This is a genomic window from Streptomyces sp. NPDC050535 (assembly GCF_044457665.1).
Lineage (GTDB): Bacteria > Actinomycetota > Actinomycetes > Streptomycetales > Streptomycetaceae > Streptomyces.
Window position 1 is genome coordinate 1 of sequence record NZ_JBITHE010000038.1, and the last position, 26179, is coordinate 26179.

The following is a 26179-nucleotide window of genomic DNA, read 5'->3' on the forward strand; positions in this document are numbered from 1 at the left end:
TTTCCCTTTCCGGCGGTTCCGACTCTACCAGATCCTTTCGGGCCTGATTCCCAGTCAGCGGGGCTTGTCTTCCCGGCCCTTCGGCCGTTCCGACGTCCCAGACTTTAGCGGATCCTCTCGGCAGTTCCTAATCGGACCGCCAAGCCCAAATCGAATTGAATTCGAGCACGCCGAATTCAACCCCGATGGGAGATCGTGCTGATGGTTTGGGTGCCGCTTTTGCGGCGGAGGTGCTGTCGAAGAACCGTTACGGCTCCGTGGCAACTCGAAGAACCTTACGTGTCCGACAGGGGGGTGTCAACCCTCCCTGTCAAGATCTTTAATCGAGGTCGGTGAGCCGACCGCCGGCGTCCGGCTGGGCGTGCTCCACGCGACGGAGGAGACGGGTCAGGGCCTCGCCGAGGACCCCGCGCTCATCGGCGGAGAGGTCCTGGAGCAGGTCCTCCTCGAAGCCCGACGCCAGGCGCATGGCCTCCAGCCACTTCTCGCGGCCCTCGTCGGTGAGCTCCACGATCACGCGCACGCGGTTCGACTCGTCGCGGTCCCTGGTGACCAGCCCCTCGGCGACCATGCGGTCGATGCGGTGGGTCATCGCGGCCGGAGTCAGTCCCAGGCGCTTGGCGAGGTCGCTCGGGCCCATGCGGTAGGGGGTACCGGCGAGGACCAGGGCCTTGAGGACCTCCCAGTCGGCGTTGCTGATGCCGAGCGCGGCGGTCTGACGGCCGTAGGCGACGCTCATCCGCCGGTTGAGGCGGGAGAGGGCGGAGACGATCTTCTCGACCTGGGGGTCGAGATCCCGGAATTCGCGCTGGTAGGCAGCGATCTGTTCGTCGAGTGTCGGCTCGCTGACGCCGGGGGTGTCGCCCATGGCCGAAGTATCGCACGGGCCTGCTTGGCGTTGAAGTCCTTCGATGTGTATTGTTTAGATCCTAACTTTAGCTTCGAAGTCTTCAGTCTTGCACTCATGCACTGGCATGCGCTCTGGGGACCTCGCGACCAGGGCAGGTGAAAAGTGACCAGGGCGATGGGCGCAGCGATGCGCCGGATCCACGTGGGCAACGCACTCAGTGCGTTCGGGCTCGGCTTTACCGTCCCCTTCCTCTACGTCTATGTGGCGCAGGTGCGGGGACTCGGCTCCATGACGGCGGGCATCGTGCTCGCCGTCTTCGCCGTGGCCGCTCTCGTCGTACTGCCGTTCGCCGGGCGGGCCATCGTCCGGCGCGGCCCGCTGCCGGTCCTGCTGGTCGCCCTGGTCACGGCATCGCTCGGCGCGCTGAGCCTCGGTCTCGCGAACAGTGCGACGACCGTGGTGCTGTCGGCGGCCGCCCTCGGTGCCGGGCAGGCCGTGATGCAGCCGGCGCTGGCCACTATGATCGTGGACTGCTCGTCGGCGGAGACCCGGTCCCGCGCGTTCGCGACGCAGTTCTTCCTGCAGAACCTGGGACTCGGTGTCGGAGGGCTCATCGGCGGTCACATCGTCGACACTTCACGCGCCAGCTCGTTCACGCTGCTGTTCTCGATCGAGGCGGCGATGTTCCTGCTGCTGGTCGTGATCATGTCGACCGTCCGGCTGCCGCACGCGCCGCAGGTAGAGGGGGCGCCGCGGGCAAAGGGCGGCAGCTGGAAGCAGCTGCTCGGCAACCGGGCCATGGTGCAGCTGTCCGTGCTGGGCTTCGTGCTGTTCTTCGCCTGCTACGGGCAGTTCGAGTCGGGGCTGTCGGCGTACGGCGTGGAGGCGGCCGGGATCTCGACCTCGGCACTCGGCACGGCGATGGCGGCGAACACCGCGATGATCGTGGTCGCGCAGTTCGCGGTGCTCAAGTTCGTGGAGCGCCGGAAGCGGTCGCGGGTGATCGCCGCAGTGGGGCTCATCTGGGCCGTCGCGTGGCTGGCGGCCGGTTACGCGGGCCTCGGGCACGGCAGCCAGACCATGGCCACCGCCGCGTTCGTCTCGACGTACGCCCTCTTCGGGCTCGGTGAGGCGATGTTGTCGCCGACCGTCGCGCCGCTGGTCGCCGATCTGGCACCGGCCGGCCTGGCGGGGCAGTACAACTCGGCCTTCGCCCTGGTGAAGCAGCTCGCCCTGGCGATCGGTCCGGCGGTGGGCGGTCCGATGGGGGCCTCGCTGCACGGGCCGTACGTCGTGACGTTCCTGCTGTTCTCGCTGGGCATCACCTTCCTCGCGATACGGCTGGGACGGCAGCTCACGCCCGTACAGAACCAGCCGTCGCTCGCGCGGAGCCGGGTGGTCGCGCAGGGCGGGGCGACGGCGGCGCCGGTGGGTGCCGAGGCCTGACGGACGTACGACGGCCGCCACCACTTCTCTCAGTGGTGGCGGCCGTTTTCGCTTTTCGTCAGCGGACGCCTGTCACCAGGTTGGCCGTGAAGGGGAGGGTCGCACTGCCGTCGGGGGCGGTGTGGTCCTTGAGGTGGGCGTGGATCGCGCGGCCTGCCTGTGCGAGGGCTTCGTGGCCGCCGTTGTCGATGATCGCCTGGCCCCAGGGCACCGAGGAGAGCTGGGCCGCCCCGTAGTCGGCGAGGGGCGGGAGGGCGATGCCGAAGGTGACCTGGTGGACGGTGACCTCGTGGAAGCCGGCCTCGCCAAGGAGTGTGGTGAGGCGGTCGGGGGTGCCGGAGAAGGCGGCTTCGTAGCTCTGTTCGACTTCTGGGCCCACGTACTCCCTGACCGCGGCGTACTGGGCGACGAAGTACGGGTTGAGCTTCCGGTCCGCCCAGGCGGTGGCCGCGAAGCGGCCCTGGGGGCGGGTGACACGGGCCGTCTCCGCGAGGGCGGCGGGCAGGTCGGGGAAGAACTGGACTCCCTGTTGGCAGACGACGGCGTCGAAGCTGGCGTCCTGGTGCGGGAGTTCGTCCGCGGAGGCCGTCGTGAACTCGATGTCCGGGTACATGCCGGGCGCGCGTGCCTTGGCGACCCTGAGCATGCCCTCGTTGATGTCGGCGCCCGAGACGCGGCCGGTGGGGCCGACCCGGGCGGCTGCCGCGCGGGCCACGAAGCCGGTGCCGCAGGCGAGGTCGAGGACCGTGGCGCCGGGCGACAGGTCCGCGGCGTCCAGGATCGCCGTGACGAAGGGCGCCATGATCGGCGCGACGTACTGCTCGTAACGCTCCGGCGCGCTGCCGCTGAGCTGAAAGCCCGTTTCGTCTGCCATGGATGAGCTAATAGCACCGGGTGGGGCGCGGGGCTAGGTGGCGCGCGGGGGTGGACTCCCTGTGTTCCTGGGCCTCCACGTTCCTGGGTTCCGTGTTCGTGGGTTCCGTGCACCTGGGGTTCCGGCTCGGGAGGCCGGTCCTCAGGTCCGCGGCAGCGCGAACTCGCACCACACCGCCTTACCGCCGCCCGGGGTGCGGCGCGCCCCCCAGCCGGAGGCGATCGTGGCGACGATGGCGATGCCCCGTCCGGCCTCGTCGGCCGGGTCGGCGACGCGCCGGCGCGGCAGGTGGTCGTCGCCGTCCGTCACCTCGATGATCAGGCGGCGGTCGGTACGGCGCAGGCGCAGGCGCATCGGCGGGGTGCCGTGCTGGAGGGAGTTGGCGACGAGTTCGCTGGTCGCCAGGACGCCGAGGTCGTGCAGCTCGGCGGGGAAGCGCCAGCTCGTCAGGACCCCGGAGGCGAAGGCACGCGCGCGTGGAGCCGCTTCCACGCCGCCGAGCAGCTCCAGGGCGGCGTTGCGGAAGAGGTCGGCGTCCGGGCCCGTACGGGCGGGGTGCTGGAGGACCAGGACGGCGACGTCGTCGTCGTGGTCGGCGGTGACGCCCAACGAGCGGACCAGCCGGTCGCAGACGACCTGGGGGGTGCCGGTGGCACCGGAGAGGGCCCGCTCCAGGGAGGCGATTCCCTCGTCGAGGTCCTCGTCGCGGCGCTCCACGAGGCCGTCGGTGTAGAGGACCGCCGTCGAACCGGGGCCGAGCGGGACCGAGCCGGAGGTGTGCAGCCACCCGCCGGTGCCGAGCGGCGGGCCGGTGGGTTCGTCGGCGCGCACCACGGCGCCGCTCTCGTCCCGGACGAGGATCGGCAGATGGCCGGCGGAGGCGTAGATCAGCCGCCCCTCGTTGGGGTCGTGGACGGCGTACACGCAGGTGGCGATCTGGTTGGCGTCGATCTCCGTGGCGAGGCCGTCGAGAAGTTGCAGCACCTCGTGCGGGGGCAGGTCGAGGCGGGCGTACGCGCGTACGGCGGTGCGCAGCTGGCCCATGACCGCCGCGGCGCGGACACCGCGGCCCATGACGTCGCCGATGACGAGCGCGGTGCGGCCGCCGCCGAGGGTGATCACGTCGTACCAGTCGCCGCCGACCGCGGCCTCCGTGCCGCCGGGCTGGTAGGTGGCCGCGATGCGCAGGTCGTCGGGCTCCTCCAGCTCCTGCGGGAGCAGGGAGCGCTGGAGGGTGACGGCGGTCTCGCGCTGGCTGCGCTCGCTGGCGCGCAGCCGCTCGGCGGCCTCGGCGTGGTCGGTGACGTCGGTCGCGAAGATCAGTACGCCGCCGCCCTGGCCCTCCGGTGAGGTGTCCACGGGGGTGCAGGTGAAGGTGTACGAGCGGCCGTCGGACGTCTTGCGGGACTTGACCGTACGGGACTTGGCGCTGCGCAGGACCTGGTCCAGGAGCGGGAGCAGGCCGAGCTCGTCCAGCTCGGGGAGCGCGTCGCAGGCGGGCTCCCCGAGCGGTCGTACGCCGAAGGCCGCCGTGTAGGAGTCGTTGACGTACGCGAGGCGGTGTTCGGGGCCGTGGACGAGGGCGACGAGGGCCGGGACGCGGTCCAGGACGTCGCGTACGGGCAGTTCGTCGACGGCGGGCACGGGCGGCGCGTCGTCGGCCGGCCGCTCGGCGCGGGCCGCCGGCACGGGGGCGCCTTCCGCTCGCCGGTCCGGGGAGACCGTGTGCTCGGTCCGCGCCGCGGTGCGGCGTTGCGTTCCGGGGAGCCGGGCGCTCCAGCGCGTGAAGTTCACTGTGGGGAAGGCCTCGTGGGTTAGAAGGGCGAGCGGTGGGCCCGCCCAAGTCGTGGACCAGTCTGGCCGACCGGACCGACATCCGTCAGACGCGGGCCCGGCCGGTGGAGTTCCTGGGTCCGGTCAGGACGACCCCTTGGGGCCGAGGTTCGGGTCGAGAGGAGGCTTTCCACCGGCCGCGAGTTCGAACTCCGCGCGGGGATGTTCGAGCGAGCCGAGGGACACGATCTCCCTCTTGAAGAGCCCCGACAGAGTCCATTCGGCGAGCACACGGGCCTTGCGGTTGAAGGTGGGCACCCTGCTCAGGTGGTAGACGCGGTGCATGAACCAGGCAGGATAGCCCTTCAGCTTGCGCCCGTAGACGTGCGCGACACCTTTGTGCAGCCCCAGGGACGCGACCGAGCCGACGTACTTGTGGGAGTACGTCTCGAGCTCCTCGCCGCGCAGGGAGTGCGCGATGTTGTCGCCCAGGACCCTGGCCTGGCGTACCGCGTGCTGGGCGTTGGGGGCCGTCTCGGTGCCGGGTTTCCCGGTGACGTCGGGGACGGCGGCGGCGTCTCCCGCGGCCCACGCGTGCGTGACGCCGTCGACGGTCAGCCGGGGGGTGCACCTGAGGCGGCCGCGTTCGTTCAGGGGGAGGTCGCTCGCGGCGAGGATCGGGTGCGGTTTCACCCCTGCGGTCCACACGACCGTGCGGGTCGGGAAGCGGGCGCCGTCGCTGAGGACGGCGATCCGGTCGGTGCAGGAGTCGAGGCGGGTCTTGAGGCGTACGTCGATGTTGCGGCGGCGCAGCTCGGTGACCGTGTACTTGCCCATCTCCTCGCCGACCTCGGGGAGGATGCGGTCCGAGGCCTCCACGAGGATCCACTTCATGTCCTCGGGCTGGATGTTGTGGTAGTAGCGCGCGGTGTAGCGGGCCATGTCCTCCAGCTCGCCGAGTGCCTCCACTCCCGCGTAACCGCCTCCTACGAAGACGAAGGTCAGGGCCGCGTCGCGGATCGCGGGGTCGCGGGTGGAGGAGGCGATGTCCATCTGCTCGATGACGTGGTTGCGCAGGCCGATGGCCTCCTCGACGGTCTTGAAGCCGATGCCGTACTCGGCGAGACCGGGGATCGGGAGGGTGCGCGAGATCGAGCCGGGCGCGAGGACGAGTTCGTCGTACGAGAGGTGTTCGGCGCCCGCGCCCTCTTCCTGGGTGGCGAGGGTCGTGAGGGTCACGGTGCGCTTGGCGTGGTCGATCGACTGGGCCTCGCCGATGACGATCCTGCACCGGTCCAGGACCCGGCGGAGCGGGACGACCACATGGCGCGGCGAGATCGAGCCCGCGGCGGCCTCCGGAAGAAACGGCTGATAAGTCATATAGGGGTCCGGTGAGAGGACCGTGATCTCGACTTCCCCCCGTTTAAGTTCGGCCTTCAACTTCTGTTGGAGACGCAGAGCGGTGTACATCCCGACGTAGCCGCCGCCGACCATGAGAATGCGCGTACGTTCCTTCACCACCCCATGACGCACCGAGCTCTGGAGTTTGTCCACAGCCCCGACAATTTGTGTGACCAGCCGCCGTCAACGCACGGGGGCCGTCGAATTGCCGCAATTCAAGGAAGACGCGCAGGTCAGTCGGGGTGCAGGGGGTAGGGAGAGGGGACCTAACCGGGACGTATACGACCCGTACTCCGATCGGGGGGCGCTCCGTGCGGAACCTGCCCCTTCTGAATTGACCCCCTCTCAACTATGTTCGTGTGTCGACGGGGTGTAGGGGGATGCGCTAGACGAGTCCGTACGACGGGCTCGTGCACACAAGCCTGTTCCGCTCGCTCCGACTGCCGAAGGCGGGGAGAGTCTCCGGGGGGAGACGTCATTACCGGGGGAACGCTTATGCACATTCAGGAATCTCATTGGACCACCGCGTCCGGTGGCATGGCCGGGACTACAGCGGGCGGTGACGGCCGCGGTCCCAGCAAGGGATCGCGTACGACACCGCTACGCGTGGACGCACAGCGCAATCTGGAGCACGTACTGCGCGCGGCGCGCGAGGTCTTCGGCGAGCTGGGATACGGCGCGCCGATGGAGGACGTGGCGCGGCGCGCCCGGGTCGGTGTCGGCACGGTGTACCGGCGCTTTCCGAGCAAGGACGTCCTGGTCCGCCGGATAGCCGAGGAGGAGACCTCCCGGCTGACGGAGCAGGCACGCTCCGCGCTCGGGCAGGAGGACGAGCCGTGGTCGGCGCTCTCGCGCTTCCTGCGCACGTCGGTGGCCTCGGGCGCCGGGCGGCTGCTGCCGCCGCAGGTGCTGCGGGTCGGCGTCGCGGAGGACGGCACGGAGACCGACGACACACGGGTACCGCAGCAGCGGTCCCAACTCGCTCCCGAGCTCCGGCTCGTCGAGCAGCGGTCAGTACCCGCGGAGGAGGTACTGGTCGCGGCTGCGGACGACGCCGGGGCTGCACAACTGCTCGAGGTGGTCGGACGGCTGGTGGAGCGGGCGCGTGCGGCGGGCGAGCTGCGGGCGGACGTGACCGTGGCGGACGTACTGCTGGTGATCGCGACGGCGGCGCCCTCGCTGCCGGACGCGGCGCAGCAGGCAGCCGCTTCGGCCCGGCTGCTCGACATCCTGCTGGAGGGTCTGCGCTCACGCCCGTCGTGAGCTTCTCCACGCACACCGGGCCCTGACCGGAGAGCGGGTGCCGCGTCACCGCGGCACCCGCTCTCCGGCTCTCCGGCTCTCCGGCTCTCCGGCTCTCCGGCTCTCCGGTCACGCTCCGGGCATTTCAGGCGCGGCGCCAACTCCCCACCGGGAGAGGCACATTGACTATTCCCCAAACGAGTGACGACTAGTGCTGTCGTTTGGGAAGTCCCCACGGACGAGTGGTTGGTCCGTACGGGGACGTCGTGCCTCTGAAGCCTGTGGCAGTCTTGCCCGGTATTCGGGTCCAAGTGTGCAGGCGGGGGCTTTCCGCGATGAGCGTTGACGGGCGGGACGAGTCACCCGGTGAGGGTGGCGCGGACGGCGGCACGGAAACCGGCGGGCTGCCGTCCCCACAGGTACCCGGCCAGGCGGTACCCGGTCAGTCGACCTCGCAGGTACCCGATCAGCAGGTACCCGATCAGGCGTCCCCGCAGGTACCCAGCCAGGGCGGGCATCAGGGCGGCGCTCCTGGTGCCGCGCCTTCCGGCGCCGGGCCCTCCGGCGCCGGGCCCGACCCCAGCGTTCCGCCGCAGCGCGACCGGTTCGACCGGCGGGACAACGGCAGTGTCCTGCCTCCTCCGCTCGATTCCCCGCCGTCCGACGCCGATCTGATCGAGCGGATGCGCGCGGGCGACGACACGGCGTACGAGGGGCTGTACCGGCGCCATGCCGAGGCCGTGCGCCGGTACGCCCGCACCTGCTGCCGGGACGCGCACACCGCGGACGACCTCACGGCCGAGGTGTTCGCCCGCATGCTCCAGGCCGTACGCGGCGGCAGCGGTCCCGAGCACGCCGTACGCGCGTATCTGCTCACCACCGTCCGCCGGGTCGCCGCGGGCTGGACGAAGACGGCCAAGCGCGAGCAACTGGTCGACGACTTCGCGGTGTTCGCCGCGCAGGCCGCGCGCGGCTCCGAGGTGTCCGACGACGACACGCTCGACCTCGGCGCGGATGTGCGCGCGATGCACGAGGCCGAACAGTCCATGGCGATGCAGGCCTTCCGGTCGCTGCCGGAGCGCTGGCAGGCCGTGCTGTGGCACACGGAGGTCGAGGACGAGTCGCCGAGCGATGTCGCCACGCTCTTCGGTCTCGACGCCAACGGCACCCGGGTGCTTGCCAGTCGCGCCCGCGAGGGTCTCAAGCAGGCCTATCTCCAGGCGCATGTGAGCGCCACGCTCACCATGGACGAGGAGTGCGCGCGCTACGCCGACCGACTCGGCGCCTACGCCCGCGGCGGGCTGCGTACTCGCGCCGAACGCGGGCTGCGCAAGCACCTGGAGGAGTGCGTCAAGTGCCGCCTGGCGGCGGGCCAGATCAAGGAAGTCGCCAACGGGATCCCGGCGATCGTGCCGGTCGCGGTCATCGGCTGGTTCGGTGCCGCCGGGTACGCGAAGGCCGCCGCGCTCATCGCCGGCGGGACCGGCGTCGGCGCGGCCGGAGCGGCGGGTGCGGCCTCCGCCGCGGGCGGCGGCTCCGGCGGCGCGAGCGCGGGTGGCGGCGCGGCCGCCTCGGAGGGGCTCGGCGCACCGGTCAAGGCCGGTATCGCCGCGGGTGTCGTCGCGGTGGCCGCGGCGGCGTTGGCGCTCGCCCTGGCGGGCAACGAGGTCCCGCCCGAGAAGCCCGAGGCCAAGCCGGCCGCCTCGCCCGCCGCCGAGGTACCACTGCCGTCGCCCAAGCCGCCGAAGAAGGCCCGCGCGCCCAGGCCACCCGCGTTGGCACCCGACCCGGCTCCCACACCGACCCCCACCCCGACGAAGCCCGAGCCCACCCCGAAACCCACCCCCACGCCCAAGCCGACGCCCACCCCGGCGAAGCCGAAGCCCAAGCCCAGGCCGACCCCTACTCCGACACCGACTCCCACCCCGACACCGCCGCCTCCGCCAGCGCCGGTCGTCTACCAGTGGAGCGAGCTGAAATACGGCGTCACCGGCGACGGCACCGAGCCCGAGATGCGGCTCGGCGAGAGCAGTTGGGTGTGGCAGCGCTACGGAGTGTCGATCGCCGACAAGCGGTACACGCACGGAGTGACCGTCCACGGCAGGTCCTCCGTCACCATCGACCTCAACCGCAGCTGCTCGGCGTACGACGCGGTGGTCGGCGTCGACGACATGACGCTGGGCCTGGGGAAGGTGCGCTTCTCCGTGTACGCCGACGGCTCCCGCATGTGGCAGTCGCCACTGGTCGAGGGCGGCGACCAGGCCATCCCCGTCCACGTGAACCTCACCGGCCGCGAGACCATCCGCCTCGTCGTCGAACCCCACTCCGCCTTCGACTCGACGGCCCTGGCGGACTGGGCGGAGTCGAAGTTCCAGTGCGAGTGAGCACGTGAGCGCGTACGGCCCGCGCGCGAACGTGAGCCGGCGGGGCCCTCGCCCGAGTGGCGCGGCTACGCGTCGGCGGGGGTACTCGCCCGAGCGGCGCGTCCACGGGTTGGCCGACGCGCGCCCGAGCGATGCCACTACGCGTCGGCGGGGTGCTCCTTCAGTGCCTCGGCCATGTCCCCCAGGGCGTCGTCCCTGGTGAGGTCCGTGCCCGTGACGCGCTCGGACTCGTAGTCGACGAGGCCGAGGGCGGCGATCGCGGCGGCCTCCGTGCGCTCGGCCACGGCAAGCTCCTGCGCGGGGCGGGGATGGCCGCGACGCCACCGCGTACCGACGGCGAGCAGGCGGGCCGCGCGCCGGTGGTCGCCCAGCCCCGAGAGCAGGCCGGCGATGCCGTCGATGAGGCCCGCCAGCACCACATCGGCGCAGCGTCCGGCCACCGCCGCCAGCAGGGCGTCGGACAGCTTCCGCAGACCGTGCTCCGGGCCGGACTCGGCGGCCGTGATGAGCGCGTCGACCCAGTCAAGCGCCGCCACGAACTGCGGGGGCGGAGTACCGAGGGCACTCGCCACGACTGCCTGCCCGTGCAGCTCACGGGCGTGGGCGAACTCCCCGTCGTCCAGGGCCAACTGGGCACGCAGCAGATGGACGAACGCCCGGGCGTCCGGCACCCCGTACAGATCGGACGCGGCACTCGCCTCGTCCAGAGCCGCCAGCGCCCGGCCCCGCTCACCCACGCGGTACGCGATCTCACCGAGCCGCGCCAGGAGGAAGGGCGCCTCGGCATACGCGCCGACCTCGTAGGCGAGTCGCAGCGACTCCTCGAACTCCTCCTTCGCCTCGTCGAAGAGGCTGCGCGCCAGGGCCGCCTCACCGGCCGCACCGCACACCTGAGCCCGCATCCAGCGGTCCCCCACCCGGAGGCTGAGCACGCGCAGCTCCGCGAGGTCGTCGTCCACGCCCTGCATGCCGCCCGGGGCGTCGACGACCATGTGCGTACGGAACATCAGGAGCAGGCCGATCTCCCACTCGCCGCCGTACTCACGGCAGTTGGCGACCGCCGCGTCCATGGCGGGGCGCAGGTCCTCCGTGCTGCCCATGAAGTAGGCGGCCAGCGGCCAGATGACGCCCGGAATGGACGCGGCCTCCGGTCCACCCTTCTCGAAGACGGACCGAACGCGCCCGATGTACTCCCGCATCGGCCCGTCCTCCTGTCCGGCGAGCGGGTCGGTCTCCACCTTCATGAAGAGGTCCAGCATGCGCAGCCTCATCCGCATGCCGTACAGCGGATGCCGTTCGTCGCGGTCATCGGGGGACGCGGAGGTTTCGAGGTAGGCCGCGACCGGGTCGACGTCGGCCAGATAGGCCAGGGGGTCGCCCTGCCCCGGCTCGTGAGAGGCACCCGCCCAGCCGTCCTCCCCGACGGTGGACGGACCGGCGTCGGTGACCGCGCACAGCCGCAGCACCAGGCCCGTCCATTCCCCGCCCTCGTGGCGGAAGTTGCGCAGCCACCAGAACCAGCCCATGGCGAGGACGAGGGCGCCGGCCTCCTCCTCGTCACGGAGGACGACGGCGCGGTAGGTGGCCGCCCGGATGTTGTCCAGCTCGGTCTCCAGGCGCCGGATCCAGGGCAGTTGCTCGGCGGAACGCAGCCGCGGCTCGGCCTCCTCGACCAGCGCCCGCACCCACGCGCGATGCCGCCGCTCGGCCCCGGCCCGCAGCTCGGGCACCTCGGCGGCCCGCTCGGTGGCGTACTCGTGGATCGTCTCCAACATGCGATAGCGCATACCGCCGCCGACGCCGACGCGCCCGTGGCTCTCCCCACTCACCTCGCTTACCTGGCCTGCGTGACCTGCCTGGCCTGCCTGGCCCGCGCGAATGCCCTCGTCACTCTCGTCGCCGCAGCCCTCGTACGGTGTCGCGACGATCAGGGACTTGTCGACGAGTGCCCCGACGAGTTCGGCGGCGGGACCGGTGCACACGGCCTCGGCGGCCGCCAGGTCCCAGCCGCCCGCGAAGACGGACGCCTCGCGCAGCACGGTCCGCTCCCGTTCGTCGAGCAGGTCCCACGACCAGTCGACGACGGCGCGCAGGGTCTGCTGGCGGGGCAGCACCGTGCGGCTTCCGGAGGTGAGGAGCCGGAAGCGGTCGTCGAGGCGGTCGGCGATCTGCCGGGCCGTGAGCAGCCGCAGCCGCGCGGCGGCCAACTCGATGGCCAGGGGCAGACCGTCGAGCCGTCGGCAGATCTCGTCCACCGCCGCGGAGTCGTGGAGGGCGACATCCGCGTCGGGACGGACGACCGACGCCCGCTCCAGGAAGAGACGGCGCGCCGGGTCGGGCGGCAAGGGCTCGACCGGGCGCACCAACTCGCCGGGCACGCCCAGGGGTTCACGGCTGGTGGCGAGGATCGTGAGCCCGGGGCAGTGCGTCAGGAGGGTTTCGGCGAGTTCGGCCGCGGCGTCTATGACGTGTTCGCAGTTGTCAAAGATCAGGAGCTGGCTGCGCGAGGCGCAGTACTCGACGAGCAGGGCGACCGGGTCGTCCTGCGGTCCTGCCATCTCGTTGGTGATCAGCACGGTTTCGCGCAGACCGAGGGCACTGACCACGGCGCCGGGAACCGCCTCCGGCCGGTCGAGCGGAGCGAGCGCGACCAGCCACGCCTGGGGAAGCCCGGCGGCGGCTTCCTCGGCGAGGCGGGTCTTGCCCGAACCTCCCGGCCCGGTCAGAGTGACCAGTCGTGTCCTCTGCACATCCGAACGGATGGCACCGATTTCGGGTTCCCGCCCCACGAAAGAGTTCAGACGCGGACGAATATTGCCGTTCCGGGCACCACGGGAAAAGTCCGACCCGACGGCCGAATTCTGCCCCGCCCCGCGAACCGTCGCCCCACCAGGCGTCGCCCCCCGACCGGCACTAGCCATCGGCTCACGAGCGGTCAACTTCTGAGCAGCCGCCGCCCCCTGAGTCTTCGAACCCGCACCGACCCTGGACGGCCACCCCTCCCCATCCCTCTCCCCACCCCCCTCTCCACCCAACAACTCCTCGTACAGCGAGCGCAGTTCCGGGCCGGGGTCTGTGCCCAGCCCGTCCATCAGACCGCGCCTGGTTCTCTCGTAGGCGACAAGAGCGTCCGCACCACGACCGGCGTCGCGCAGGGCGCGGATGAGCAGGGCGTGCAGCGCCTCGTCGTACGGGTGGGCCTCGGTCAGCTCTCTCAGTTCCGGTACGACGTCGTCGGCGCGGCCGAGTCGCAGGTCGGCCTCGACACGGGTCCGGGTCGCCTCCACGCGCAGGGCTTCCGGGCGGATCGCGGCGCTGCGGTCGGGAAGGTCCGCGAGGGCCGGCCCGCGCCAGAGGGCGAGCGCGTCGCGCAGGTGGGTGGCGGCGCTCACGGCGTCGTCGCACGCGAGCGCGGACCTGCCCTCTCTCACGAGCCGCTCGAAGACGAACAGGTCCACGTCGTCCTTGGCGGCCCGCAGACGGTAGCCGCCCGCCTCCGAGGCAACCGTGTCCTTCCCGATCGCCCGGCGCAGGCGGCCGACCAAAGCCTGCAACGCGGCGGGGGCGTCCTGTGGGGGCTCGGCCGCCCACACCTCGTCGATCAGCGTCTCCGGCGCGACCGTACGGTCGGGGTGCTGGGCCAGTGCCGCGAGCAGCGCGCGTACCCGGGGGCCGCCCACAGCGATCAGGGCTCCCCGGTCGTCCTCCACCTGGGTGATCCCCAGAATCCCGTACCGCACCCACCCATTCTCACCGCCCCCGCCCCCGCGAGCACCGCCTTTCTCCGGCGAGCCCCACCCCACGCTGCACAGGCAGACTTTTCCTCGCCCCCTCCGCCCCTACCCATCCCGACCTTGAGGGCTCCGCCCCCAAACCCCCCAACACCCAAAGAGCTCGTCCTCAAACGCAGGACGGGTCACCTCCCCGAGTAGGTGGGTGAGCGCCAGCGCCTTGTGCTCAGGCGCCGGGCGGGTTGAAAGAGGCCGACGGCGATCCGGGCCAGCAACACCACTCCGACCCCAACCACCACACAGCCCGGTCGATGCCCACCTGCGGGAGGGGCCGGGGGCCGGTACATCACATGCCCGTCGCGTACGTTCGCGTCACCGGACGGTCCCCATGCTCGCCCGACGTCTGATCCGGCGGCGACGGGCGGATGTACCGGCCCCCGGCCCCGACCCACCCACAACCCGAACCCGGACACCGGCGGCAGCCACCCGGCCCGCCAGGGGACCCGCACCTACCCCCGCCGAGCCGCCCCCGCCCCCAACGCCCGCCCCTGAGGCACAATCCCCGCAGGCACCGCCCGCTGCCGAGCAGGCGTCCCCGTCCAGCACGTCCCGCGCCGGCCCAGCAACCGTCGCAACCACAGCTCTACGGAGACGAGATCGGCCAGCCCGTCCAGGGGCAGCGGTTCCCCCTCCGCCGCCGCCCGCAGGGCCTTGCGGACGACCCGCGCCTCCACCAGCCCCGCCTGCGCCAGCAGGGGCGTGTCGAAGAGGCCGATCAGGGAATCCGCGGCAACCCGCAGCCCCGTACGCGCGGCCGCCGTCGAGGACGCGTGCGACGGCGCCCCCCACCCGGCCGGCAGATCCGCCACCCCGGCCCCCTCGAGGACCGTACGGAGAATCGCCGCACGCGCACCGGGCTGCACCCGCAGCGCCTCCGGAAGGGCACGGCAGGCGCGGACGACCTGGTTGTCGAGGAACGGCGCGTGCAGCCGCTGGAAGCGGATCTCGGCGGCCTGCTCCAGGACGCGCAGATCCGCCGCGTGCCGCGCGAGAGCGGCACGCGCGCGGAAGTCACCGGGCCGCTGCCCGGGGCCGACACCGGGCCGCCCCGACGCGGCCTGCAGGCGAACCGATACTTCAGCGAGCGCCTCACCGGTCAGCCAGCGCGCTGCGGGCCCGGGCCTCGCCCAGGTGAGCGCCGCGAGTGACGCCCCCACCGCACCGCCCGGCTCCTCGAACCGCCGCTGCATCAGCCGGTCGGCGAGCACGTCGACTCCGCTGCGGTACGGCGTACGGGCGAGCTTGCGCGCCGCGCCGTACACGCGCGCGGGGACCATGACGGACCCGTCCGCCTTGGCCAGCGCCGCGACGGGCTTCACCAGGTGCCGGCGTTTGCGGTCCATCAGGAGGTCCGCGAGCCGGGCCGGGTGGGCGTCCAGGACCTGCCGGGCGCCGTACCCGGTGAAGTGGTCCGCGCTTCCCGAGGCCAGCCGCACCCGATGCCGGGCGGCGGTGACCAGCGACGGCCCCGGCTCGTCGGTGAGCGGCCCCTCCAGGTCGGCGTACGGAAGCGTCTCCTCGCCCCCGGTGACCACCACATGGTGGAGCCGGGGATTCGCGGCCAGGGAGCCCGCCCGCTCCAGCTCGGACTCCCGCCCGCCGACGGCGAGGTCGTTGAAAGTGACCGCCAGGAGACGCTCACCGGCGCCCGTGCCGTGCCCCAGGACGGTCCCGGGCGCCCCGGGAAGCCCCGCCGCGAGCAGTGCCAGCGTTCCGGAGGCGGGCCCTCCGGAGAGGTCGGCGCCGATCCCCGGGACGGGCATCCCGCGGGCGGCCCGCCGCTCGGCGGGCCCCATGCCGGGTACGGGCCCGGGGTCCGCGTCGGTCCCCGGCACGTGCCGGGGCGCGGCGAGACGGGTGCGTACGGCCTCCACGAGGGCGTCGCGCACGGCGTCCACCGCGCTGGCGGGATCGGCGGTGGGCGCGGCGACGGCGAGGGAGGCGACCTGCTCGTAGCCGGCGATCTCACGCGCCCCGGCGCGCAGGATCAGCGCATGTCCCGGCGGAATGCGCCGTACGCCGTCGTACGGGGTCGAGTCGTGCACCGCGGCAGGTACGTCGGGCGCGGCGAGCAGCGCCGCGAGGTGCCCGAAGTCGAGGTTGGCCTCGATGAGGTCGGCGAGGGGCAGGGCGGCGGTCGAGTACGCCGTACCGCCCGCCCAGGGGGTGTAGAAAACGGGCCGCGCGCCCGCGAGGTCGCCCGCGACCATGAGCCGGCGGCCGACCTGGACGACGGCGGTGTAGCTGCCGGGCCAGGCGGTGAGATGGCGAAGTGCCCCGCCGCGCGCGGCGAACAGTCCCACCCGCAGCTCTTCGTCGGAGGCTCCGCAGGTGCCCAGTACGGCCATCCGGTTCTGTTCGTCGGCCTTGACGACGCGCACCTCGTCGGGGCGCCAGTCGCCGACCGCCCAGAGCGGATCGGGGTCGCCCCAGAGGAGTTGGGAACCCACCGGGTGAACGGTCTCGCCGTCGCTGCCCGTGGCACCCGCCGAGCCGATCTCAGGCGCTCTGGCGACGGTGCTGCTCCACCCCACCAACCATCGCATCGCCGCCTCCACAGGCTGTGGACAACCAGTGCACCGCACGAACTGGGCACCATGCTGCCACGAAGGAGGCACACGGGAGGGCACCTGGGGCGCTATGCGCTCCCTGAAGTGCGCCCCCGTAGGCACATATGGAGATCATCCGGAGACGGAAGAGCCACGGACCGGCGACAGACGGGCCGCCGACCGGCGAGGGACCGATAACGAACCACCAACAAATCCGCGACCTGAATGCGCCCCCGATACACTCCCCAAAAACACCCCGCGCGCCCTCAAGTGACGTGGTAGGAGCGGTATTTGCCCGCAAAGACCACCGTCGGTTTTCGGCCAAATCGGCTTTTGCCGGTCAGGTCCGCACACGCTCCGTACATGCCTTCCGCACTGCTCGGCCAACGCACAGTCCGGGAGGCGGAGTTCGCCTCCCGGACCGGTCCGCCGCCCGCGGGGATGTAGGCGGCGGTGTCCCCCAGCCCACTGGATCCAGTACAGCGGGCCGACCCACGCATCATCCATCGAAGCGCTCCCCAAGTGGCCGGAGAAGAGCGCACGGACGGGCGCACGGCCACACAACGGGAGCACACCGCAACCGTCCGTACTGTCGTACGGACCACAATCCCGCCATCCGGAACTACGCCCCTTAACGCTTGGGATGCGGCGAACTACGCTGGGTTTACGAATGCCGGGTGGTTATGCCAGCGCGGCAGCCGTCTGTGTCGAGGGGTGGCGCATGTCCAGGGAGCAACGCGGGCCGAACGAAAAACTCGGCACCGTTCTCGCCCTCGCGGGAATCAGCAACGCAGGACTCGCGCGTCGCGTCAACGATCTTGGCGCTCAACGCGGGTTGACTCTTCGCTACGACAAGACGTCGGTGGCGCGCTGGGTGTCGAAGGGAATGGTGCCCCAGGGTGCGGCGCCGCACCTCATCGCGGCCGCGATCGGCCAGAAACTCGGCCGCCCCGTGCCGCTCCACGAGATCGGCCTGGCGGACGCGGATCCCGCGCCGGAGGTCGGCCTGGCGTTCCCGCGTGACGTCGGACAGGCGGTGCGGTCGGCCACGGAGCTGTACCGGCTCGACCTGGCCGGGCGCCGGGCCGGCGGCGGTATCTGGCAGTCACTGGCCGGATCGTTCGCAGTGAGCGCTTACGCGACACCCGCCTCGCGGTGGCTGATAACCCCGGCCGACAGTTCGGTGGCGCGCGAGGTGAGCCCCGGCGAGGGCTCCGGAGCACCGCAGAAAGTCGGCCACAGTGATGTGCTGAAGCTGCGCGAGGCAGCCGAGGACGCCAGGCGCTGGGACTCCAAGTACGGAGGCGGCGACTGGCGTTCGTCCATGGTGCCCGAGTGCCTGCGGGTGGAGGCGGCGCCGCTGCTGCTCGGCTCGTACTCCGACGAGGTCGGGAGGGCCCTCTTCGGGGCCTCGGCCGAACTCACCCGCCTCGCCGGGTGGATGGCCTTCGACACCGGCCAGCAGGAAGCCGCCCAGCGCTACTACATCCAGGCCCTGCGCCTGGCCCGGGCGGCCGCCGACGTCCCCCTCGGGGGCTACGTGCTGGCCTCCATGTCCCTCCAGGCGACCTACCGCGGCTTCGGCGACGAGGGCGTGGACCTCGCCCAGGCCGCCCTGGAGCGCAACCGCGGCCTCGCCACGGCCCGCAACATGAGCTTCTTCCGGCTCGTCGAGGCACGCGCGCACGCGCGCGCCGGTGACGCCCATGCCGCGGGGGCCGCCCTGCGGGCCGCGGAGGGCTGGCTGGAGCGGGCCCGCGACGGTGACAACGATCCCTCCTGGCTCGGCTTCTACTCGTACGACCGTTTCGCCGCCGACGCCGCCGAGTGCTACCGCGACCTGAAGGCGCCGCGCCAGGTGCGCCGCTTCACCGAGCAGGCGCTGTCGCAGCCGACCGAGGAGTTCGTACGTTCCCACGGTCTGCGGCTGGTGGTGTCGGCCGTCGCCGAGCTGGAGTCGGGCAACCTGGACGCGGCCTGCGAGCAGGGCGTCCGGGCGGTGGAGGTCGCCGGGCGGATCTCCTCCGCGCGCACCACGGAGTACGTGAAGGACCTCCTGCACCGGCTGGAGCCGTACGGCGACGAACCGCGCGTGGTGGAACTGCGGGAGCGCGCAAGGCCGCTGCTGATGGCTCCCGCCTAGCCCCGGGTCCCTCCGCGTCGGCCTGACCGGTCCTGCCCGGCCGGTCCTGCCTTCCGGGTACGGGTGACCTGTGGCCGGTCGCGCAGTTCCCCGCGCCCCTACGGGGCACAGCCCGCTTCCGGGGTTTGAAGGCATTGTCAGTGGCGCAGTGCACTCTTGAAGCCGGGAGGTGGTGCGGGTGCGGACCGGGTACGACTGCGATGTGCTGGTGATCGGCGGCGGGATCGTCGGGCTGTCGACGGCGTACGCGATCACGCGCGCCGCGCCGGGCACCCGGGTGACGGTGCTGGAGAAGGAGCGGGCGCCGGCCCGCCATCAGACGGGGCGCAACAGCGGGGTGATCCACAGCGGGATCTACTACCGCCCGGGTTCCCTCAAGGCGAGGTACGCGGTGCGGGGCGCCGCCGAGATGGTCAAGTTCTGCTCGGAGTACGACATCGCGCACGCCGTCACCGGCAAGCTGATCGTCGCCACCGAGAAGTCCGAGCTGCCCCGGTTGCACGGCCTGGTCCAGCGCGGCCGGGAGAACGGCATTCCGGTCCGGGAGCTGGGACCCGCCCAGATAGCGGAGGTCGAGCCCGAGGTGCGCGGTCTCGCCGCGATCCAGGTCGGCACGACCGGCGTCTGCGACTTCGTCGCGGTGGCCCGGCAACTCGCGGAGTCCTCCGGGGCGGAGATCCGCTACGGGGCGGAGGTGGTCCGCGTCGACCGCCGCCCCGCGCTCGGCGCCGCCGTCCGCACGGCCGACGGGACGGTCGTCCGCGGGCGTGTGCTGGTCAACTGCGCGGGGCTGCGCTGCGACGAGATCGCCCGGCTCGCGGGGGACGATCCGGGGATGCGGATCGTGCCCTTCCGCGGCGAGTACTACACGCTGGCGCGGCCCGAGCTCGTCCACGGACTGGTCTATCCCGTGCCCGACCCGGCGTTCCCCTTCCTCGGGGTGCATCTCACCCGGGGCATCGACGGAGGCGTGCACGTCGGGCCGAACGCGGTGCCGGCGCTCGCCCGTGAGGGGTACGGGTGGGGTGTCGTACGTCCGCTGGAGCTGGCCGCGACGCTGGCGTGGCCCGGCAGCTGGCGGACAGCGCGGCGGCACTGGCGGTACGGGGCGGGTGAGCTGCGGCGGTCGGTGTCCAAGCGGGCGTTCACGGCGGCGGTGCGGCGGCTGCTGCCCGCGGTGACTCCGGAGGACCTGGTGCCCGCCCGCGCGGGGGTTCGGGCGCAGGCGGTTCTCCGGGACGGGACCCTGGTGGACGACTTCCTCATCCGGGAGGCGCCGCGGACGGTGCATGTGCTGAACGCGCCTTCGCCTGCGGCGACGGCTTCGCTGCCGATCGGGCGGGAGGTTGCCCGGAGGGCGTTGGCGGCGCTGGCGGGGGCGTGAGGTTTTTCGCCCCCTCCGCCCCTTCCCGTCCCGTACCTGGGGGCTGCGCCCCCAGACCCCCCTTCGCGCTTCGCGCTCGTCCTCAAACGCCGGACGGGCTGGAAGACTCTAAAATCGGCCCCACTGTGTCTGACTTCCATGACTCCCCCGCACCCGAAGCCCGCCGGTCCGGCTCCGTCCCCGCGCTCCGCGCCAAGGGCGAGCCCCGTTTCCCCGACGGGCCGAAACCCGATCCCGCCGGGTCGCACTTCGAGCGGCGGATCCGGAGTTTCCAGCCGCGGCGGAGCCGGGTGACGGCCGGGCAGGCGGACGCCTTGGAGCGGTTGTGGCCCAAGTGGGGGCTGGACATCGACGGACAGCGCACGCTGGACCTCGCGGAACTGTTCGGCGGCGAGCGTCCCGTCGTGCTGGAGATCGGGTTCGGGATGGGTGAGGCGACCGCGCAGATGGCGGCGGAGGACCCGGAGACCGGGATTCTGGCCGTGGACGTGCACACACCCGGCCAGGGCAACCTGCTCAATCTCGCGGACCGGGACGGGCTGTCCAACATCCGGGTGGCCAACGGCGACGCGATCATCCTGCTCAGGGAGATGCTCACGCCGGACTCGCTGAGTGGCCTGCGCGTGTACTTCCCGGACCCCTGGCCCAAGAAGCGGCACCACAAGCGTCGGCTGATCCAGCCGGAGTTCCTCGGCCTCGCCGCGGCCCGTCTCGCGCCGGGCGCCCTCCTGCACTGCGCGACCGACTGGGAACCGTACGCCGAACAGATGCTCGAAGTGCTGAGCGCGCACCCGGACTTCGAGAACACCCGGGCCGACGGCGGTTACGCGCCACGTCCGGACTTCCGGCCGCTGACTCGTTTCGAGGGCCAGGGACTGGACAAGGGTCATGTCGTGAACGACCTGCTGTTCCGGCGCGTACCCCCACACGGAGAACACCAGCACCGGGACCAGAAGCGACAGGACCAGCAGGACCAGCAACCCGTCGGCGACTGACGTCCGAGGACGGCACCTGACAGCACACCGTCGCGGGCGGCGCCCCTCCCTCGTTAGGGTCGATGCCGTGGCCACCAGCCCCCCGTACCCGAAGCACCCCGTCGGCCCCGCCGACGGTGCTCCGCGGCGGCGCGCGCACTGGTGGCGGCGAAAGTGGGTGGGATACGGCGCGCTGGTCACCCTGCTCGCGATCTCCGGGCTGGTGATCCTGGCCCTCGTCCGCGAACAGACCGGCACCGAGGGCTTCCTGGTCGGCCTCGGCCTCGCCGTGCTCCCCGTCCCGCTGCTCGTCGCCGTGTTCCGCTGGCTGGACCGCGTCGATCCCGGCCCCTGGCGGAATCTGCTGTTCGCCTTCGCCTGGGGCGCGTGCGCGGCCGCGCTCATCGCGATCGTCGCCAACAGTTTCGCGACGAGATGGATAGCCACCGCGACCGCCGACCCCACCAACGCCGACACCCTCGGCGCGACCGTCATAGCGCCCGTCGTGGAGGAGTCGGCGAAAGCGGCGGCCGTGCTGCTGGTCTTCCTCTTCCGCAGGCGGGACTTCACCGGGATCGTCGACGGGGTCGTGATAGCCGGGGTCACCGCCACCGGCTTCGCCTTCACCGAGAACATCCTCTACCTGGGCACCGCCTTCGGCACCGACCAGCTCAACGGCGACCACGGGTTCCTGTCCGTCACCGCCGCCACCTTCTTCGTCCGCGTGGTGATGTCACCCTTCGCGCACCCGCTGTTCACGGTCCTGACCGGCATCGGCTTCGGCATCGCGGCCCTGTCCGCCGAACGCCACCACATACGCCGCGTCCTGCTGCCGCTGGCCGGGCTCCTCCTCGCCATGGGCATGCACGCCATGTGGAACGGCTCGTCGACCTTCGGGGAGTTCGGCTTCTTCGCGGTGTACGCGACCCTCATGGTCCCCGCGTTCGCACTGCTGACCTGGCTGGCCGTCCGGACCCGGCAGCGGGAACTGCGCACCGTGCGCGCGGAGTTGCCCGCGTACGCCGCCGCGGGCTGGCTGTCCCTGCCCGAGCCGTATGTGCTCGGCTCGATGCGGGCCCGCCGGATCGCCCGCCAGTACGCCGCCCGCCGCTTCGGCAGGCCCGCCGCCCGCTCCGTCGCCGAGTACGAGGCGTACGCGACCTCGCTGGCGTTCCTGCGGCACCGAGGGCGCGACGGCCGCGCGGGCGCCGACTTCGCCGTACGGGAGCGGGAGTTGCTCCACGAGCTGTGGAGCCGCCGGGAGGTCGCCCGCCCGGCCCTGGGGTACGCGGCGCAGGCTACGGCGCCGGTCCCGGTGGTGCCCGTGGTCCCGGCGCCGTGGCCCGCGTACCCCGCGTACGGATACGCGCAGCCGTACGGCGAGCCCTACCGACAGCCCTACGGAGCCACGGCGCCGTACCCCACGTACAACCCGTACCGCCCGTAGCTTCCGTAGCTTCCGTAGCGCCTCAGCGAGTGGTCAGGCCGACGCCTCCGTCAGCCGCCGCAGCTCCGCGTCCGTGAGGACGAGGTCCGCCACGCCCAGCAGCGCCGGGAGCTGTTCCACGGTCCGCGCCGAGGAGATCGGGGCGGCGACCGTCGGCTGGGCGGCGAGCCAGGCCAGGGCGACCGTGGCGACCGGGACGTCGTGGGCCTGCGCGGCCTCGTCGAGGGCGGCCAGCACGCGCGGGCCCCGCTCGGTCTCCAGGTGCTTCGCGGCGCCCGCCGCACGCGGGGAGTCGACCGTCCTGCCCGGGCGGTACTTGCCGGTGAGGAAACCGGAGGCCAGGGCGTAGTACGGGACGGCCGCCAGGCCCGAGCGGGAGGCGATGTCGTACAGCGGGCCCTCGTAGGTGTCGCGCGAGACCAGGTTGTAGTGCGGCTGGAGGGCGACGTAGCGGGCGAGCCCCTCGCGGTCGGAGAGGTCCAGGGACTCCTGGAGCCGCTCGGGTGTGATGTTGGACGCGGCGATGTAGCGCACCTTGCCCGCCGTCACCAGTTCGTCGAGCGCGCCGATGATCTCCTCGACCGGCACCTCGGTCTTGTCGTAGTGCGTGAAGTACAGGTCGATGTAGTCGGTGCCCAGGCGGCGCAGGGACGCGTCGGCGGCGGCCCTGATGTTGGCGGCTGACAGCCCCGGGTACTCGGGGTGCTGGCTGACCTTGGTGGCGATCACGAGGTCGGAGCGGTTGCCGCGCGCCTTCAGCCACCTGCCGATGATGGTCTCGGACTCGCCGCCGTGGTTGCCCTCGATCCACGCGGAGTACGAGTCGGCGGTGTCGAGGAAGTTGCCGCCCGCGGCCGTGTACGCGTCGAGCACGGCGAAGGACTGGGCCTCGTCGGCGGTCCAGCCGAACACGTTGCCGCCGAGGGCGAGCGGGAAGACCTCGAGGTCGGACGAGCCGAGCTTGCGAAGAGAAGTCATGCCCGACTTCAACATCCCCGGCGGACAGCCGTATTCCAGACACGCCTGACCGGCAGCCCTGACGTCGGGGGGTTGCCGTCGAAGCCGCCGGGGATCGGAGAACGTACGCCTCAGGGAGTGAGCCCCTGGCTCCGCCTCAGGGGGTGAGCCCCTTGCTCTGCAGCCACGCCAGCGGGTCGATGCCGGTCCCGGCGCCGCCGGGGTGCACCTCGAGGTGCAGATGCGCGCCGGTGACGTTGCCGGTCGCGCCCACGCGCCCGATGACATCGCCGGTGGCGACCTTCTGCCCGACGCTGACACTGATCGACGACTGGTGGGCGAACCAGAGCTCGGTTCCGTCGTCGAGCGTGAGCACCGTCTTGTAGCCGTACGACCCGTCCCAGCCGGCCGCGGTGATGGTGCCGCTGTGGACCGCCTTGATCAGCGTGCCCGTGGGCGCCGCGAAGTCCAGGCCGGTGTGGTAGCCGGAGGACCACAGCGCGCCGGCCTGACCGAAGGTCGAGGTGAGGGTGTACGAGGAGGTCGGCAGCGTGTAGCTCTTGGCGAGCTCGGCGAGACGCGCGGCCTCGGCCTTCGCCTCCGCCTCTTCCTCCGCCTTCTTCTTCGCCGCGGCGGCCTTGGCCTTCGCCGCGTCCTCCGCCTTCTTGGCGGCGTCGGAGGCCTTCTTCACGGCGGCGACCTGGGCGGCCTGCTGGGCCGCGGTGTCGGCCTGGTCCTGCTGGACCTCGGCCTGCTGCATGATGCGGGCGCGCAGCACCTCGCCGGCGTCCGTGGCGCCCTGCTCGGTGTCGGCCGTGGTCAGACCGGCGCTGGTGAGCGGGGTGATGGAGCCCGTGGGCTCGGGGGAACTGTCGTCGGAGAGGATCGTGCCCACGGACGGCAGGTCGGGCAGCGAGATCGAGACCGGCGGCTTGCCGGGCGCCGCGGTGGCCATGCCGCCCGCGCCGACGGCGGCTATGACACCGACGCCCAGAACGGTGGAACTGCGCGCGAGTCCGCCGCCTCCACGCTGCTTGGAGACGCGGTGCCGGCCGCGGATGGGAAGGAGGGATTCCGCGGTGGGATTCCATTCCTCCCGGGGGCCCTCGTCCTCTGCGCCGAAACCGAAGGTGTGCGTTCCGCTCGGCGGATACGAGGGTGCCTGGGCAGGCCCGTTGGACGCCACGTGGGCGTGCTCCTTTCCTTCCTTCTCGCCTACCGGGTTAGCTGACGGGTTCGGAGCAGGAAGGTCTCCTACGCGCGTCAACCCGCGGTGTCTCCACCGCGAAAGACGCTCGATTCACCCCAAGTTGGTGGTTCCCCGGCTCCCTTTCGGGATTAGGCGCGTGCGCACGGAGCCGTCTCTCGTGACGGCTGGGACGACCGCGCTGCGTTATCGAACGTTAATAGACGCGGGCCCCGGATTCCAAGCTGTTCTGATTGATCGTTAACGCTTCCGGCCAGGACTTTCAGGTCATCACCGGAGTTAAACGGGCGAGTTGGTCACATCTCTTCGTCACACCGGCCCTGACGGCATGTCAGTTGATGCGCGGAGGGGCGTCACTTGATCACCCCTGGTGACCGAGGGGGTCGTCGGCTCCTCGGCGCCGTACGGCGAGCAGCGCCATGTCGTCCGTCGTGCCGCCGCCGGAGTGCCGGCGGACGTCCTCGGCGAGGGTGGTCAGCAGCGCTTCGGGCGCGGGGAAGGTCCGTCCCGCGAGGCGCGCCGCGGGGTCGTAGAAGCGCCCGCGTTCGTCGCGGGCCTCGGACAGCCCGTCGGTGTGGACGAGCAGCGTGGCCTCCAGCGGGAACACCGTCTCCCGTGCGCGGTCGGTCCGGACGCCCAACTCGCCCATTCCCAGCGGCAGTGCGGGCTCCCCGGCGTCGAGCGCGACGAGCGTGCCGTCGGCGTGCAGGAGCAGCGGCGGGGGATGGCCCCGGTTGACGATCCGCACGGTCTCCTCGCCGTGCGGGATCTCCGCCAGCACGGCCGTGGTGAACCCCTCGAGGATCTCGAGGCCGTCACGCCGGACGCTCTCGCGCGCCAGCGCCCGCTCCAGACGCCCCGCGACCGCTTCCAGCGTCGCCTCCTGCTCGGCGGCCTCCCGGAACGCCCCGATGACGACGGCGACGACGGCCACCGCGCCCATGCCCTTCCCCCGTACGTCGCCCACGACCAGGCGTACCCCGTACGGGGAGTCCTGCACCGCGTACAGGTCACCGCCGATGAACGCGTCCTCCTGCGCCGCCTCGTACCGCGCCGCGATGTCGAGCCCGCCGATCCGGCGTTCGGGCTGCGGCAGGACGGCTCGCTGGGCGGCCTCGGCGATCTCGCGGACGGAGGCGAGCCGTGCGTTGCCGCGGCGGACCACGACGTTGATGAGGGCGGCCAGAACGGCGGCCGTGGCCACCGTGATCGTCTCGGTGACCGCCTCCGCGAGCAGGGCGACGCCGAGCCTGATGTGGAACGCGACCAGCACGACGACGGCGCCGACACCGGTGAGCACGGTGCCGCGCAGCGTGTAGAGGGCCGCCGCCACGAGCGGGGCCGCCGTGAGGAGAGGGCCGCCGGTGAAGTCCCTCGGCGTGAAGTACTCGTACACGGCCCCGGCGACGATGAGCAGCGCGGGGAGCACCCGGACGAACCTTCGCGTGCCGGAGATCCCGCGCCGGTCCTCTCCCGCCGGTCCGGGCGGGTCCCCCGGCCGCCGCGCACCTGCTTGCTGCCGCACCCGTCCAGATTTCCCGGAGCGGGGCCGGGGGGCGACCGGTGTGGGCCGACCGGGCGACGCGCGGTTCGGGCCGGCCAGAACCGCCGGAAACACCAAGGGCCGGAACTCGTGAATCCGAGTTCCGGCCCTTGGCCATAAGTAGCGGGGACAGGATTTGAACCTGCGACCTCTGGGTTATGAGCCCAGCGAGCTACCGAGCTGCTCCACCCCGCGTCGTTAAACCCAACTATAC

16 protein-coding genes, 1 tRNA gene and 1 riboswitch are annotated in these 26179 nt (G+C 72.0%); of the genes, 7 read left to right on the forward strand and 10 right to left on the reverse strand.

Going from position 1 to position 26179, the window contains the following annotated elements:
* Window positions 1–319 precede the first annotated feature (319 nt).
* Window positions 320–868 (reverse strand): MarR family winged helix-turn-helix transcriptional regulator, encoded by a 549-nt coding sequence (locus ACIBLC_RS39655; protein ID WP_399216354.1) that lies wholly within the window; start codon window positions 866–868, stop codon window positions 320–322.
* A gap of 156 nt (window positions 869–1024) precedes the next feature.
* Here ACIBLC_RS39655 and ACIBLC_RS39660 point away from each other — a divergent pair, with 156 nt between their 5' ends.
* Window positions 1025–2296, forward strand: a complete 1272-nt coding sequence (locus ACIBLC_RS39660) for an MFS transporter (protein WP_399216355.1) — start codon at window positions 1025–1027, stop codon at window positions 2294–2296.
* Between the two features lie 58 nt (window positions 2297–2354).
* Here the strand turns inward: ACIBLC_RS39660 and ACIBLC_RS39665 are convergent, their stop codons facing one another.
* The 3 genes from ACIBLC_RS39665 to ACIBLC_RS39675 form a co-directional block, all read right to left on the reverse strand.
* On the reverse strand, window positions 2355–3170 hold the full coding sequence (locus ACIBLC_RS39665) for a class I SAM-dependent methyltransferase (protein ID WP_399216356.1): 816 nt from the start codon (window positions 3168–3170) through the stop codon (window positions 2355–2357).
* Between the two features lie 141 nt (window positions 3171–3311).
* Window positions 3312–4964 (reverse strand): SpoIIE family protein phosphatase, encoded by a 1653-nt coding sequence (locus ACIBLC_RS39670; RefSeq protein ID WP_399216357.1) that lies wholly within the window; start codon window positions 4962–4964, stop codon window positions 3312–3314.
* Between the two features lie 123 nt (window positions 4965–5087).
* Window positions 5088–6464 (reverse strand): NAD(P)/FAD-dependent oxidoreductase, encoded by a 1377-nt coding sequence (locus ACIBLC_RS39675; RefSeq protein ID WP_399216382.1) that lies wholly within the window; start codon window positions 6462–6464, stop codon window positions 5088–5090.
* A 375-nt stretch (window positions 6465–6839) separates the two neighbouring features.
* On the opposite strand from ACIBLC_RS39675, the gene ACIBLC_RS39680 reads away from it, so the two are divergent.
* Both ACIBLC_RS39680 and ACIBLC_RS39685 read left to right on the forward strand, forming a co-directional pair.
* Window positions 6840–7607 (forward strand): TetR/AcrR family transcriptional regulator, encoded by a 768-nt coding sequence (locus ACIBLC_RS39680; RefSeq protein WP_399216358.1) that lies wholly within the window; start codon window positions 6840–6842, stop codon window positions 7605–7607.
* Window positions 7608–7921: 314 nt separating this feature from the next.
* Window positions 7922–9970 carry a sigma-70 family RNA polymerase sigma factor gene (locus ACIBLC_RS39685; RefSeq protein ID WP_399216359.1) on the forward strand — a complete coding sequence of 683 codons (2049 nt, stop codon included), beginning with the start codon at window positions 7922–7924 and terminating at the stop codon, window positions 9968–9970.
* 137 nt (window positions 9971–10107) lie between these two features.
* Here ACIBLC_RS39685 and ACIBLC_RS39690 read toward each other — a convergent pair whose 3' ends face one another.
* Entirely contained in the window at window positions 10108–13710 is a 3603-nt protein-coding gene (locus ACIBLC_RS39690) for an AfsR/SARP family transcriptional regulator (RefSeq protein ID WP_399216360.1), read from the reverse strand.
* Window positions 13711–14210: 500 nt separating this feature from the next.
* A complete protein-coding gene (locus ACIBLC_RS39695; RefSeq protein ID WP_399216361.1) occupies window positions 14211–16307 on the reverse strand; it encodes an asparagine synthase-related protein in 2097 nt (698 codons plus the stop codon).
* Between the two features lie 724 nt (window positions 16308–17031).
* Here ACIBLC_RS39695 and ACIBLC_RS39700 point away from each other — a divergent pair.
* The 4 genes from ACIBLC_RS39700 (at window position 17032) to ACIBLC_RS39715 (ending at window position 22258) form a co-directional block, all read left to right on the forward strand.
* Complete coding sequence (locus tag ACIBLC_RS39700) at window positions 17032–18453, forward strand: MFS transporter (protein ID WP_399216362.1); 1422 nt, start codon at window positions 17032–17034, stop codon at window positions 18451–18453.
* A gap of 178 nt (window positions 18454–18631) precedes the next feature.
* Window positions 18632–19837, forward strand: coding sequence for an L-2-hydroxyglutarate oxidase (gene lhgO, locus ACIBLC_RS39705; RefSeq protein ID WP_399216363.1), 1206 nt, complete (start codon window positions 18632–18634; stop codon window positions 19835–19837).
* A gap of 125 nt (window positions 19838–19962) precedes the next feature.
* Window positions 19963–20832 (forward strand): tRNA (guanosine(46)-N7)-methyltransferase TrmB, encoded by an 870-nt coding sequence (trmB, locus tag ACIBLC_RS39710; protein ID WP_399216364.1) that lies wholly within the window; start codon window positions 19963–19965, stop codon window positions 20830–20832.
* A 67-nt stretch (window positions 20833–20899) separates the two neighbouring features.
* Window positions 20900–22258 (forward strand): PrsW family intramembrane metalloprotease, encoded by a 1359-nt coding sequence (locus tag ACIBLC_RS39715; protein WP_399216365.1) that lies wholly within the window; start codon window positions 20900–20902, stop codon window positions 22256–22258.
* A gap of 33 nt (window positions 22259–22291) precedes the next feature.
* Here the strand turns inward: ACIBLC_RS39715 and ACIBLC_RS39720 are convergent, their stop codons facing one another.
* The 4 genes from ACIBLC_RS39720 to ACIBLC_RS39735 form a co-directional block, all read right to left on the reverse strand.
* Window positions 22292–23236, reverse strand: coding sequence for an aldo/keto reductase (locus tag ACIBLC_RS39720; protein ID WP_399216366.1), 945 nt, complete (start codon window positions 23234–23236; stop codon window positions 22292–22294).
* A 136-nt stretch (window positions 23237–23372) separates the two neighbouring features.
* Window positions 23373–24401, reverse strand: coding sequence for a M23 family metallopeptidase (locus ACIBLC_RS39725; RefSeq protein ID WP_399216367.1), 1029 nt, complete (start codon window positions 24399–24401; stop codon window positions 23373–23375).
* 11 nt (window positions 24402–24412) lie between these two features.
* Window positions 24413–24570: riboswitch (cyclic di-AMP (ydaO/yuaA leader) on the reverse strand.
* 213 nt (window positions 24571–24783) lie between these two features.
* Complete coding sequence (locus tag ACIBLC_RS39730; RefSeq protein WP_399216368.1) at window positions 24784–25947, reverse strand: PP2C family protein-serine/threonine phosphatase; 1164 nt, start codon at window positions 25945–25947, stop codon at window positions 24784–24786.
* 139 nt (window positions 25948–26086) lie between these two features.
* Window positions 26087–26160, reverse strand: a tRNA-Met gene (locus ACIBLC_RS39735).
* Window positions 26161–26179: the final 19 nt, after the last annotated feature.

What these genes read in the sequence shown, in the direction of transcription:
- ACIBLC_RS39665 (WP_399216356.1), bottom strand. Translation starts at nt 3,170, where the DNA reads ATGGCAGACGAAACGGGCTTTCAGCTCAGCGGCAGCGCGCCGGAGCGT.
- ACIBLC_RS39655 (WP_399216354.1), bottom strand. Translation starts at nt 868, where the DNA reads ATGGGCGACACCCCCGGCGTCAGCGAGCCGACACTCGACGAACAGATC.
- ACIBLC_RS39680 (WP_399216358.1), top strand. Translation starts at nt 6,840, where the DNA reads ATGCACATTCAGGAATCTCATTGGACCACCGCGTCCGGTGGCATGGCC.
- ACIBLC_RS39700 (WP_399216362.1), top strand. Translation starts at nt 17,032, where the DNA reads ATGTCCAGGGAGCAACGCGGGCCGAACGAAAAACTCGGCACCGTTCTC.
- ACIBLC_RS39660 (WP_399216355.1), top strand. Translation starts at nt 1,025, where the DNA reads ATGGGCGCAGCGATGCGCCGGATCCACGTGGGCAACGCACTCAGTGCG.
- ACIBLC_RS39685 (WP_399216359.1), top strand. Translation starts at nt 7,922, where the DNA reads ATGAGCGTTGACGGGCGGGACGAGTCACCCGGTGAGGGTGGCGCGGAC.
- ACIBLC_RS39720 (WP_399216366.1), bottom strand. Translation starts at nt 23,236, where the DNA reads ATGACTTCTCTTCGCAAGCTCGGCTCGTCCGACCTCGAGGTCTTCCCG.
- ACIBLC_RS39695 (WP_399216361.1), bottom strand. Translation starts at nt 16,307, where the DNA reads ATGCGATGGTTGGTGGGGTGGAGCAGCACCGTCGCCAGAGCGCCTGAG.